We start from the raw sequence: 12502 nt of genomic DNA on the forward strand, positions 1-12502 counted from the left end.
CGTCTCCTTCGGTCAGAAGGCTGCGTTGAAGACAAGACCCGCGAGCACGGCCCCGATCAGCGGACCCACCACCGGGATCCAGGCGTAACCCCAGTCCGAGGTCCCCTTGTTGGGGATGGGCAGCAGGGCGTGGGCCAGGCGCGGGCCGAGGTCGCGCGCCGGGTTGATGGCGTAGCCGGTCGGCCCGCCCAGGGACAGGCCGATCCCGACCACCAGGAAGGAGACGAGCAGGATGGAAATACCGGATCCGTAGATCACCGTGCCGTCGCCGCCTCTGCCGGGCACCGGGCCGATGCCGATCCCGTCGACCTTGCCGAAGGCGAGCAGCGGAAGCACCAGGGCCGCGGTGGCGATGATCTCGGTGACCAGGTTGGCCACCGGATTGCGGATCTCGGGGATGGTGGAGAAGACACCCAGCGTCGGCTGCGCGTTCTTCTCCTCGGCGTTGGCGGCGAACTGGGCGTAGTACAGCAGCCAGGCGAGCACCGCGCCGATGGCGGCGCCGATCAACTGGCTGATGATGTAGAGCGGCACCTTGTCCCAGTCGCCGGTGTCGACGGCGACGCCCACGGTCACGGCCGGGTTGAGATGGGCGCCGGAGAGCGGCGCCGCGGTGTAGGCCCCGGCCAGGACGCCGAAGCCCCAGCCGAAGGCGATGACGATCCACCCGGCGGCCTTGGCCTTGGAGTGGTTCAGGGTGACGGCGGCACAGACGCCCGCTCCGAAGAGAATCAGTATCGCGGTGCCGATGACCTCACCGGTGAAGATGTCCCCATTGCTCATGGCGGCTCCTAGGACCTCGCCCGGGACGCGGTGCCCCGGTCCTCCGTGCTGGGTCGTTTCGAGCGTGCGGATGCATCGGAATCGCCCATGGGGGGTGAGCGTGGTGGAGCCTGCGCGCGGCGACGCCGACGGACACCGCAGAAGTGTTGCTCCGAGGTTATGCGGCGTCAAGGTGATGAACGGCAACGGTGTCCGTCACGGCCGGACGCCGGACAGCCGCGGCCCACGGTCCCTCAGCACACCGCGATCACCGATGAGCCGTGCCCGAACAGCCCCTGGTTCGCGGTGATTCCGGCCCGTGCCTCCGCCACCTGGCGGTCTCCCGCGGTGCCGCGCAACTGCCAGGTGAGCTCACACACCTGGGCGATGGCCTGGGCCGGGACCGCCTCCCCGAAGGACGCAAGACCGCCGCTGGGATTGACCGGGATCCGCCCGCCCAGCGCCGTAACGCCCTCGCGCAGCAGCTTCGCCCCCTCCCCGGCGCCGCACAGCCCCAGGTCCTCGTACCACTCCAACTCCAGTGCCGTGGACAGGTCGTACACCTCGGCCAGCGACAGGTCCTCCGGTCCGAGCCCGGCCTCCTCGTAGGCCGCCCGCGCGATGGACGGACGGAACGGATCGGGTCCCGGGCCGGCCGTCGGGGCGGAGTCGGTGGCGATGTCCGGCAGATCGAGCGCGGTCCGCGGATAGCGCGGGGAGACCGACGACACCGCGCGGATCCGCACCGGCCGCCGCGCCCCGCGCCGCCGCGCCGTCTCCATGCTGCCGAGCACCAGCGCCGCCGCCCCGTCGGAGGTGGCACAGATGTCCAGCAGCCGCAGCGGATCGGCGACCACCGCGGACGCGGCCACGTCCTCGGCGGTCACGGGGGAGCGGTAGCGGGCGTAACGGTTGAGGGCCCCGGCGGCCGCGTTCTTCACCTTGACCCGTGCGAAGTCCTCGGGCGTATCGCCGTACACCGCCATCCGGCGGCGTGCCCACAGCCCGAAATAGGCGGGGTTGGTGGCGCCCAGCACCCGGAAGCGCAGCCAGTCCGGGTCATCGGGGCGCTCACCGCCCGCGGGTGCGAAGAAGCCCTTGGGTGCCGCGTCCGCGCCCACCACCAGAACGGTGTCCGCCATCCCGGACAGGATCTGGGCACGGGCGGTGTCGATCGCCCGCGCACCGGACGCACACGCCGCGTACACACTGGTGACCTTGGCGCCCTGCCAGCCCAGCGCCCGGGCGAAGGTCGCGCCCGCCACCTGTCCGGGATAGCCGCAGCGCAGGGTGTTCGCCCCGACCACGGACTGGACCGCGGACCACTCGAGACCGGCGTCCTCGAGCGCGGCGCGGGCGGCCGCCGTCCCGTACTCGGTGAAGTCACGGCCCCATTTGCCCCACGGGTGCATTCCGGCGCCCAGCACCGCCACATCGCCCGTCATGAAGCCTCCTCGGGAAGCGGCCGCCAGTGCCAGGTGGTCAGGGTCCGCCCGTCCTCCTCGGCCAGCACCCCGGGCACCACCTCGACCTCCATGCCCACGGCCAGATCTGCCACGGTCACCCCGGGCGCGCCCTGCCCCAGCACCACCATCCCCTCGGCCGCCAGTTCCACGGCGATCAGGGTGTACGGCCGCCAGGGACGGTCGGGGTCCGAGGGATACGGGGCGGGCGGCCGGTAGCGGCCGTCGGTGTACGACCAGATCCGGCCCCGCGGGGACAGCGGTACCTCGTCCAGTGCGGTGCCCGGGCAGCCGGGGGCGCGGCAGAAGGCGTCCTCGCGCGGGAAGTACACGGTGCGGCACCGGCGGCAGCGGGTGCCCAGCAGCCGGAATGCGGTGGTGTCGTCCGGGGTGAACCACCCCGTGACCACCGGTGTTCGGGTATGGGACACGGCCCCTCCCGGCAGACGGTCCAGCGGACAGTGGCGCAACTGAACTGACGGTACGTCAGAAGTGTGCCACGGGGAACCTCGGACGCGTCACGCGCCGGAAGAGACCGGGACCATCAGTGGCCGGTCAGCGACCGGCGTGCCACCGGGAAGTCGAAGTAGGTGTCCGGGAACAGCTCCGGCTTGTAGGTGTAGTGCCACCACTCCTCGGCCAGATTGACAAAGCCCAGCTTCTCCATGGTGGTCTTCAGCAGCATCCGGTTCGCCCGTTGAGCTCCCGTGATCCGCGGATCCATGGTGTGCGAGAGGGTGTCGAAGCAGTCGTATCCGGTGCCCATGTCCACCGAGTTGTCCGGGAACCGCTCCTTCCGCGGCCCGTAGCAGGGCGTGAGCTGCTCGCCGGGCTCATACGGCCGGGTGGGCTTCGCGGGCAGCTTCACGATCGTCAGATCCAGCGTGCTGCCCCGGCTGTGTCCGGACTTCTCGGCGATATAGCCGTCCTCGAACAGCCGGGTCTTGTCGACCCGCGGATAGAACTCATCCTTCATCCGCTGGTCGTCGAGGTCCTTCGCCCACTCCACGAAGTTGTCCACGGCGCGCTGCGGGCGGTAGCAGTCGTACACCTTCAGCGTGTCACCGCGCTTCAGCAGCCGTGTCTGCGCCCGGTGGAGCGCCTCGGCCGCCGGACGGGTCAGGATGCACATCGGGCGGCGATAGCCGTCGACCGGATCACCGGTGAAGTTGTGCGGTGTGAGGTACCGGATCTCCTGGAGGATCGTCGGATCCACATCACTCAGCGCCACGAACTCCTCGGGGGCCTTCGGATCGGGTTTCGCTTGCGCCGGACCGGAGGAGGCCAGGGCCATCAGGGCGGCGAGGGGCAGGGCGAGGGCGCGCAGCGCGGCAGCACATTTCGGCATGGCCATGCTCTACCAGCCCGCCTGCGCCCCGGGCAACCCCGGCCGCCGCGCGCCCCGTTGCCCCTGGACCCTGCCTGGTGGATCTTCGAGGGGCCCGACACGATCCGCCGGACAGGGCCTGAGCGGCCTCGCCGACGTCCGGTGCGGTTCGGTTGCCCCGAAGGGGCGCGGGGCTGTGTCGATGTGCGGCTCCGCCGCGTGGGCGCGGCCGGCCACGACGCAGCCGCGGACGAACGACGGCACCTCGCGGCAGTTCCCGCGGAGCGCTCAGCGGCGCCCCCGGCTCCCGTTCCGCGGTGCGTGGCCGCGTACCCGCACCGGATGGCCCACCTCGGCCCCGTCCTCCCGCTCCACGCGCACCTCGCCCGCGCGCAGCCGGGTGGAGAACCGCACCACCTCGGTCTTCTCCCAGCCATCGCCCCGGTCCTCGACCAGCACCCCGCCACCGCCCTTGCGCCCCGGACACGGTGTCCACACCTCCAGCTCCACCCCGCCGTCGGCACCCGCCACCGGCACCACGGAGCCCGCCCGCGCCAGCACCGGGATCCGCGACAGCGGGGCGTCCAGCACCGCCCGGCCCGGCCCCTCGTACGCCACCCCGGTCACCGTGTCGTACCAGCGGCCGCGCGGCAGCCGCACCGTACGCTGCTCCGCACCCTCCTCCAGCACCGGCGCCACCAGCAGTGCGTCGCCCAGCAGAAAGGCGTCCTCACAGTCGCGCAGCGCACGGTCCTTGGGCGTGCGCCACCACACCGGCCGCACATAGGGCGCACCGGTACGTCCCGCCAGCTGGGCGAGGGTCAGGAAGTACGGGTGCAGCCGCTGCCGTTCACGCAGCGCCGCCGCCGCGAACCGAAGGACCCGCGGCCCGAACTCCCATGGCTCCCGGCGCCCCGCCGAAAGGGCCGAATGCGTGCGGAACAGCGGCAGATACGCGCCCAGCTGGAACCAGCGCAGATACAGCTCGGGCGACGGGGAGCCGGTGAACCCGCCGATGTCCGGCCCCGAGTACGGCACACCCGACAGACCGAGCCCCAGCACCAGGGCCAGCGAGGCACGCAGCCCCGGCCAGCCGGTGGCCACGTCCCCCGACCAGCTGCCCCCGTAGCGCTGCAATCCCGCCCAGCCGGAGCGCGAGAAGAGGAACGGCCGCTCCTCCGGCCGCAGTTCGCGCAGACCCTCATAACCGGCCCGCGCCATCGTCAGACCGTAGACGTTGTGCGCCTCCCGGTGGTCGCCACCGCGGCCCTCCAGCGTGTGCCGGGCCGAGCGCGGCAGTGTCGTCCCGCCGAAGGCGCCGAACGACACCGGCTCGTTCATGTCGTGCCACACCCCGGAGAAGCCCTGCGCCAGCCGTTCCGCGTACAGCGCGCCCCACCACTTGCGCACCCGCGGATCGGTGAAGTCCGGGAACACCGACTCACCCGGCCACACCTCGCCGCGCACCTCCAGGCCCAGGGCGTCGCGTACGAACACATCGGCCGCCGAGCCGCTGTCGTACACCGCGTCACCCGGCTCCGCCTTCACCGCCGGATCGACGATCGACACCAGCCGTACGCCCTCGCCCCGCAGCTCGGTGGCGAGACCGGGCAGATCGGGGAAGCGCTCGGTGTCCACCGTGAACACCCGGTTCCCCGCGTAGTGGTCGATGTCCAGATGCAGCGCGGACAGCGGCAGCCCGCGCTCCCGGTAGCCGGCCACCACCCGGCGCACCTCGTCCGCGTTGCCGAAGCCCCACCGGGCGTGGTGATGGCCGAGCGCCCAGGCGGGCGGGACCGCCGGGGTGCCGGTCAGCGACGCCCAGCTGTGCATCACCCGCGCCGGGGTGCCCACGATCACCCAGTAGCGCAGCGGGCCGCCCTCCATCCGCGTCCAGCAGCCGCCCGGACGGTCATGGCCGGAACCCTCGCCCTCCTCGCCCTCCCGCAGGGTGACCGAGCCGTCCCACGAGTTGTCGTGGAACACCAGATGGGTGCCCGCGTCCGCCACCACCAGCTGCACCGGCACGGTGAGCGAGAGCGGATCGTCACCCGGCCGGAAGGCGCCCCCCGGGTCGGTGTTCCACAGCCGGTACCGGCCGTCCCGCAGCCGTGGCCCCGACGACCGCCCGCCGAGCCCGAAGAACCGGGCGTCCGCCGCCACCTCGGACCGCTGCTGCCAGCGGGCGCCCACGCCGGCCGGCCGCTCCCCGTCCGGCCCGTGCCCGTCCCGCTCCTCCGGTGCCGATCCGGCCACCGCGGCGGCCGGTTCCCACCAGCGCGGCGGAAGATCGCGGCGGAGCATCACGCCGCCCGGCGTCCGCACCTCCACCGCGCCCAGCCGGGAGACCGCCACCGTGACCCGCTCGGACACCACCCGCCAGCCGCCGACCGTGTCCGGCTCGAGCACCGCCCGGTCATCCACCTCCGGGCAGCCCCGGACCAGCGCGTACGACGGCTCCGGCGCCGCCCCGTCCCAGCCGCAGAACACCGCGCCGCCCGTCGTCACCCGCACCCGCAGCGACGACCGCGCGAACCGCACCACGCCGCCGCCGGGCTGCGGATCCGCCCCGGTCACCACACCCGGCACCCGGGCCAGCTCCGGGCCCCGCCGCGGCAGCCCCACCGCGTCCGAACGCCGCCGCTGCCACGCCGCCCGCAGCGACCGCAGCCCCCGCGCCGTACCGACCGCCTTCACCGACCGCACCAGCTTCCCCGACCGCACCAGGTCACGCGCATCCATACTGCTCACCCTGCCACTGACGGAGCCGGTGCAGACCACAGTTCAGCTGCCGTTCACCGTGGTCCGGCCACACTCCTTCCCGGCCGGATGTGGAGTGGCGCCCCTGGTGCGGGGATCGATCACATGGCATCGTCCTGCACGGACACCGACGAGCCGACCCAGACCGCACAGAGCGCACACACCGTACACACCGCCTGCACGCATCAGTCCGGACGAGACCAGACCAGACCGCCACGACGCCGTCGCACAGTTGACGTGGACGACGTGGGCAGCGTGGCCCACGCCGACAGCCCGGGAGCCGACACACATGAACACCTCAGCGCACTCCGACCCCCTGCCCAGGCCCCTGTGGCAGCCCGGAGCGGACCGGGTCGCCCGGTCCCAGCTGACCCGCTTCCACACCTGGGCCGCCGAGCGGCACGGCGCGCCCGCCGCGACCCCGGACGACCCGGCCCCGAGCTACGCCACGCTGCACCGCTGGTCCGTGGCGGAGCTGGAGACCTTCTGGGCGGCCGTCGCCGAGTGGTTCGAGGTGCGCTTCACCACCCCGTACGAGACAGTGCTCGCGGACCCCGCCATGCCCGGCGCCCGCTGGTTCCCCGGCGCCACCCTCAACTACGCCGAGCACGCGCTGCGCGCGGGGGAGGACCCGGCCCGCGCCGACGCCCCCGCTCTCCTCCACGTCGACGAGACGCAGGAGGTCACCCCCGTCACCTGGGCGGAGCTCCGCGGCCAGGTCGGCGCGGTCGCCGCCGAGCTGCGCCGCCTGGGCGTTCGCCCCGGTGACCGGGTCAGCGGCTATGTCCCCAACATCCCCCAGGCCACGATCGCCCTCCTCGCCACCGCCGCCGTCGGAGCCGTATGGACCTCCTGCGCCCCCGACTTCGGCGCTCGCAGCGTCCTGGACCGCTTCCAGCAGGTCGAGCCGGTGGTCCTGTTCACGGTCGACGGCTACCGCTACGGCGGCAAGACGCACGACCGCGCCGAGACCGTCGCCGAGTTGCGCCGCGAGCTGCCCACCCTGCGCGCCGTCGTGCACATCCCGCTGCTGGGCACCCCGGCCCCGGAGGGCGCGCTCGACTGGGAGGCGGTGGTGAGCGAAGCGGTCGAGCCGGTCTTCGCACCGCTGCCCTTCGACCATCCGCTGTGGGTGCTCTACTCCTCCGGCACCACCGGACTGCCCAAGGCGATCGTGCAGTCCCAGGGCGGCATCCTGCTGGAGCACCTCAAGCAAGTGGGCCTGCACTGCGATCTCGGGCCCGCCGACCGCTTCTTCTGGTACACCTCCACCGGCTGGATGATGTGGAACTTCCTGGTGTCCGGCCTGCTGGTGGGCGCCACGGTGGTCCTCTACGACGGCAGCCCCGGCTACCCGGACACCGCCGCCCAGTGGCGGGTGGCCGAGCGCACCGGCACCACGCTCTACGGCACCTCCGCCGCGTACGTCATGGCCTGCCGCAAGGCCGGGGTCCACCCGGGCCGCGACTTCGACCTCTCCCGTGTGCAGTGCGTCGCCACCACCGGATCCCCGCTGCCGCCCGACGGTTTCCGCTGGATCCACGACGAGGTGGCGGAGGACATGTGGATCGCCTCGGTCAGCGGTGGCACCGATGTGTGCAGCTGCTTCGCCGGGGCCGTACCCACCCTCCCGGTGTACATCGGTGAACTCCAGGCCCCGGGCCTGGGCACCGACCTCCAGGCGTGGGACGCGCAGGGCAAGCCGGTGGTCGACGAGGTCGGCGAGCTGATCGTTGCCCAGCCCATGCCGTCGATGCCGGTGCGCTTCTGGAACGACCCCGACGGCAGCCGCTACCGCGACAGTTACTTCGAGATGTTCCCCGGCGCCTGGCGCCACGGCGACTGGATCACCCTCACCGACCGCGGCACCGTGGTCATCCACGGCCGCTCGGACTCCACGCTCAACCGGCAGGGCGTGCGGATGGGTTCGGCCGACATCTACGAGGCGGTGGAGCGGCTGCCCGAGATCCGCGAGTCTTTGGTGATCGGTGTCGAGCAGCCCGACGGCGGCTACTGGATGCCGCTGTTCGTCCATCTCGCGCCGGGCGCGACGCTGGACGAGGGGCTGCGCGACCGCATCAAGCGGACGATCCGTGCGAACCTCTCCCCGCGCCATGTCCCCGACGAGATCATCGAGGTGCCGGGCGTACCGCACACCCTCACCGGCAAGCGCATCGAGGTCCCGGTCAAGCGCCTCCTCCAGGGCACCTCGATGGACAAGGCCGTCAACCCCGGCTCGGTGGACAACGCGGAACTGCTGTACTTCTACGAGCGGTTGGCCCGGGAGAAGCGGACACAGACCGGCTGACAGCCGCGATCCCGGCGGTCGGCCCGACGGGACAGGGGTGACGTACGGCGGTCAGGGGCGACGTACGGCGGACCTATCCGCCGTACGTCGCCTGTGACTCACCCAGCACCGCCGCCAGATCCGCCGCCAGCGGCCCCGCGTCGGCGGCCGCCAGACCCGCGGTCGTGATCCGTACGCCCGGCGCGGACGCCAGCCGGAACCGGGCCCCCGCGGCCACCCACCAGCCGTGTGTCCGCAGTCCGTTGACCACGGCCGCCTCGTCCCGGACCGGCACCCACACATTCATCCCGCTCGCCCCGTGCGCGGCGATCCCACGGGCCGACAGCTCGGTGAGCAGGGCCTCGCGCCGCAGCGCGCAGGCGGTGCGCGCGCCGTCGACCAGGGCCCGGGTCTCCGGGTCGGTCATCAGCCGGGTCACCGTCTCCTGGAGGACATGGCTGACCCAGCCCGAGGTCAGCAGCAGCCGTCCGTCGTGGCGTGCCAGCGTCGTCCGGTCGCAGGCGAGCGCGCCCCAGCGCAGATCGGTCCCCAGGTGCTTGGAGACCGTACGCACCTGGGCCCATCGCGCCAGCCCCCCGGTCGTGAGGCTGTGCAGCGGCACCCCGGCGATGTCCGCGGCGTGGTCGTCCTCGATGACCAGCACCTCGGGCGTGCCGTCCAGCACCTCCAGCAGCGCCGCCCGCCGCTCCTCCGTGAACCAGCCGCCGTACGGATTCTGCGAGCGCGGACTGCACACGACGGCGCGCACCCCCGACCGCAGCGCCGCCCGCAGCGCGTCGGGCCGGATCCCCTCGTCGTCCACCGCCACCGGCACGGTGCGCAGTCCCAAGGCCGGGACCAGATCGAGCAGATGGTGATAGCCGGGGTCCTCCATGGCCACCGCGTCACCGGGGGTGAGCTCGACCGACAGCAGCCGCGCGATGCAGTCCAGCGCGCCCTGGGCGAAGGTGATGTGCTCGCTCGGGACGCCGTCGCGCTCGTACCAGCCGCCGGCCAGCTCTTCCAGTCCGGCCAGCCGGGGCCGGGCGCGGTGCGACCGGATGCCGGGGGAGAGCCGCGCGGACGGCAGCGCCGAGGGCAGGAACGCGGGATCGGGATGACCGCCCGCCAGATCGCGCACCCCGTCGGGCACCGGCGGCGGACGGCGTGAGGCGACCGCGGGGGCCTCGGCGATCACCGTGCCGCCCCGCCCGTGCGTCATCACGATCCCGCGGCGGCGCAGCTCCTTGTAGGTCGTCGCGACCGTGCCGGGACTGACGCCGAGCCGCTCGGCCAGGCGGCGCACCGGGGGCAGCGCGGTGCCGGGAACCAACGCCCCGTCCACGACGCCCTGTTCGATCGATGAGGCGATTCCCTTGGCCGTGGTGCCAGTGATCTCATATTGTGTCGCCACAGAAAACATTCTGTACCGATACAAAAACTCGTGTCAACTCGTGTCACCGCGTGACCACGGGTCAACTCGCTTCAGGGGGAAACCAGGTGAGCAAGCCATGGAGGCGCACCACACCCGCCGAGCGCATCCCGCTCGGCAAGCGCATCCCCGGCGGCCGGGACGGCCGCCGGATGCTGGTCGTCAGCTTCGTCGACCGGGTCGGCTCGGGACTGTGGGGTGCCACCGCCGCCCTCTACTTCACCTACGCCGCCGGGCTCACCACCGCCGAAATCGGCCTGCTGCTCGGCGTGTCCGGCGCCGTCGGTATCGCGGGACCGCCCCTCGGCGGCGCGCTCGCCGACCGCGTCCCGCTGCGCCCGCTGCTGATCGCCGTCCAACTGGTGCGCGCCGTCGCCTCGCTGGCCCTCCTCACCACCACCGATCTGCGCCTGCTGCTCGCCATCGCCTCCCTGGGCAGCGTCGGTGACCGCGCCTCCGCCGTCCTCACCAAGCTCTACGCGACCCGTGTCGCGGGCCCCGACCGCGCCCGCTACCAGGCCATCAACCGCACCGCCTCCAACACCGGCTGGGCCGTCGGCGGACTCATCGCGGCCGCGGCGCTCACCGGCGGCTCCCTCGCCGTCTACCGCTGGCTCCTCATCGGCGACGCCCTCTCCTTCGTCGCCTCCGCCCTGATCACCCTCGGCTGCGCCGAACCGCCCTCGGCCACACGCGTCGTGGCCTCGTCCCATCCCCGGGGTGAAGGGACCAAGCACCAGACGCCGCGGCGGACCGCACCCGCCGCCGCGCCCCCCAACCCCTGGCGCGACCGCGGGTATCTCACCTTCACCGCCACCGAGGCCGTCCTCTTCCTCGACGACTCCGTCTTCAAGATCGGCCTGCCGCTGTGGGCCGCGACCGCCACCCATGCACCGCATGAGCTGGTGCCCCTGCTGCTCGTCCTCAACAACGTGCTCGTGGTGCTCTTCCAGGTCCCGCTGGCGCGGTTCGGGGCCACCCCGCACACCGCCCGCGCCACACTGGGGCCGCTGGCGGGCGCCTTCCTCCTCGGCGGCGCCGCGCTGGCCGCCTCGACCGTCGGCGCGACCTGGCTCGCGGTCGCCGCGCTGGTGCTCGCCGCGACCGCCTTCACCGTCGCGGAGATGCTGCACGCCACCATCTCCTGGGAGCTGTCCGTCGCCCTCGCCCCGCCCAGCGCACAGGGCGCCTACCTCGGAGTGCACGGTCTGGCCCAGGCCGTGCAGCGCAGCGTGGGCCCCTTCGCGGTGACCGCCGCGATCGCCGCGGGCCCCCTCGGCTGGCTCGGCTTCGGCGCCGGGCTGGCCGCGATGTGCGGCGCCCAGCGGCACCTGGTCCGCGACCGCGGCGACGGAGCGTTGTCAGTGGCCCCGGTTACGGTGAGTGAGCATTGACCCACGGGCGCTGAGGGGGAGTCATGGCGCACACCAGGCACGGCGGCAGGAAGCGGAGCGGACGGGGCAGGCACCGGGCCGGGCCCGGCGGCGGCCGGGGGAGGACGAAGCGGCTCACCGCGCGGCGGGCGCTGCGGAGAGAAGTGCCCAGCACCGTGGCGCTGTTGGCGGACGAGCGGGACTTCACGGCCATGCGGCGCTATGCGTCGTTCACGTTCGACGACCACCCCCACTATGTGCGGCAGATGGAGGGGCTGCTGCGCGCGCTCGCCGCGCAGGGCGTACACACGGCGGTCGCCCTCTTCGATCCGGATGGCTACGCGGAGTTCTGCGCGGATGCCCGGCTCGACCCCGACACCCCGGCCGCCCGCACCCGTTACACGGCGGAGACGGCGGCCGCGGGCGGCACCGTGACCTACGACGGACAGCCGATGGACCGTCTGGTGCCGCGCCTGATCGGCGCGGCCGAGGAGCGAGCCACCCTGGAGTACGCCACGGCCCTGCTCTCCCGGGCGGGCGCCGGTGACGGCATCGCCGGCGCGGCGGCCGAGCGGGCCGCCGCCGCGCTGCGCGCGGTGCTGGAGGCGGCGGGGCTCGGTGTGCACCATCTGGTGTGCAGCGTCCCGGCGGGCGGCACCTCGCTGGTCGCGGTGGTGCACGCCGAGGCGCGGGGAGAGCGCCCGGCGCGCGCGGCCGAGCCCGGCGCTCAGGTCTTCCGCACCGTGCTGGCCTGCGGCATCGCCACCCGGAGCCCGGGGGGCATCGTGCTGCGCAGCTCACTGCCCGGGGCGCGGGACCGGGTGCGCGGCTGGGCGCTGCACGACGGCTGGCTCCGGCCGCTGAGCGAGGCGGAGGTGTTCACCGCGTACTGCACCGACGCGGAGACCGGCGAGCCGATCCCACCGGAGCACGGTGTCGAGTACCGGGCGGGCATCCCGCTCACCCGGCCCGAGGACACCCGGCTCGAGGAGGGGTGATCACAACACCGGGCCCGTTCTCCGCCGCGATCGCCGCGGCGGGGAACGGACCCTGGTGACACCCGGGTTGCACAGCCCTCCGGCTCATTCGCCGGACAGT

General features: G+C 73.2%; 9 protein-coding genes. 3 read left to right on the forward strand and 6 right to left on the reverse strand.

Annotated elements, in window-relative coordinates:
- Nucleotides 1–12: 12 nt before the first annotated feature.
- From JK363_RS09230 to JK363_RS09250, 5 genes are all read right to left on the reverse strand, one after another.
- The gene (locus JK363_RS09230) at nt 13–783 is read right to left on the reverse strand and encodes an MIP/aquaporin family protein (protein ID WP_201873683.1); all 771 of its coding nucleotides are present in this window, start codon (nt 781–783) and stop codon (nt 13–15) included.
- Between the two features lie 233 nt (nt 784–1016).
- A complete protein-coding gene (locus JK363_RS09235; protein WP_201873685.1) occupies nt 1017–2207 on the reverse strand; it encodes a lipid-transfer protein in 1191 nt (396 codons plus the stop codon).
- Nucleotides 2204–2656: a Zn-ribbon domain-containing OB-fold protein gene (locus JK363_RS09240; protein ID WP_201873688.1), complete on the reverse strand. Its 453-nt coding sequence runs from the start codon at nt 2654–2656 to the stop codon at nt 2204–2206. The genes JK363_RS09235 and JK363_RS09240 overlap by 4 nt, the downstream gene beginning before the upstream one ends.
- A gap of 113 nt (nt 2657–2769) precedes the next feature.
- Complete coding sequence (locus tag JK363_RS09245; protein ID WP_201873690.1) at nt 2770–3573, reverse strand: M15 family metallopeptidase; 804 nt, start codon at nt 3571–3573, stop codon at nt 2770–2772.
- Nucleotides 3574–3840: 267 nt separating this feature from the next.
- Nucleotides 3841–6294, reverse strand: coding sequence for a glycoside hydrolase family 31 protein (locus JK363_RS09250; RefSeq protein ID WP_201873692.1), 2454 nt, complete (start codon nt 6292–6294; stop codon nt 3841–3843).
- Nucleotides 6295–6601: 307 nt separating this feature from the next.
- On the opposite strand from JK363_RS09250, the gene JK363_RS09255 reads away from it, so the two are divergent.
- The gene (locus tag JK363_RS09255; protein ID WP_201873693.1) at nt 6602–8620 is read left to right on the forward strand and encodes an acetoacetate--CoA ligase; all 2019 of its coding nucleotides are present in this window, start codon (nt 6602–6604) and stop codon (nt 8618–8620) included.
- A 73-nt stretch (nt 8621–8693) separates the two neighbouring features.
- Here the strand turns inward: JK363_RS09255 and JK363_RS09260 are convergent, their stop codons facing one another.
- A complete protein-coding gene (locus JK363_RS09260) occupies nt 8694–10013 on the reverse strand; it encodes an aminotransferase class I/II-fold pyridoxal phosphate-dependent enzyme (protein ID WP_307821658.1) in 1320 nt (439 codons plus the stop codon).
- 86 nt (nt 10014–10099) lie between these two features.
- On the opposite strand from JK363_RS09260, the gene JK363_RS09265 reads away from it, so the two are divergent.
- Nucleotides 10100–11425, forward strand: a complete 1326-nt coding sequence (locus tag JK363_RS09265) for an MFS transporter (protein ID WP_307821659.1) — start codon at nt 10100–10102, stop codon at nt 11423–11425.
- Nucleotides 11426–11448: 23 nt separating this feature from the next.
- Nucleotides 11449–12402, forward strand: coding sequence for a DUF8829 domain-containing protein (locus JK363_RS09270; RefSeq protein ID WP_201873698.1), 954 nt, complete (start codon nt 11449–11451; stop codon nt 12400–12402).
- The last annotated feature ends 100 nt before the right edge of the window (nt 12403–12502 follow it).

The organism is Streptomyces coffeae, from assembly GCF_016741875.1.
GTDB lineage: Bacteria > Actinomycetota > Actinomycetes > Streptomycetales > Streptomycetaceae > Streptomyces > Streptomyces coffeae.

Bases quoted from the DNA above. Each gene is read 5' to 3' on its own strand.
- JK363_RS09230 (WP_201873683.1), bottom strand. From the start codon at position 783: ATGAGCAATGGGGACATCTTCACCGGTGAGGTCATCGGCACCGCGATA.
- JK363_RS09235 (WP_201873685.1), bottom strand. From the start codon at position 2,207: ATGACGGGCGATGTGGCGGTGCTGGGCGCCGGAATGCACCCGTGGGGC.
- JK363_RS09245 (WP_201873690.1), bottom strand. From the start codon at position 3,573: ATGCCGAAATGTGCTGCCGCGCTGCGCGCCCTCGCCCTGCCCCTCGCC.
- JK363_RS09250 (WP_201873692.1), bottom strand. From the start codon at position 6,294: ATGGATGCGCGTGACCTGGTGCGGTCGGGGAAGCTGGTGCGGTCGGTG.
- JK363_RS09255 (WP_201873693.1), top strand. From the start codon at position 6,602: ATGAACACCTCAGCGCACTCCGACCCCCTGCCCAGGCCCCTGTGGCAG.
- JK363_RS09270 (WP_201873698.1), top strand. From the start codon at position 11,449: ATGGCGCACACCAGGCACGGCGGCAGGAAGCGGAGCGGACGGGGCAGG.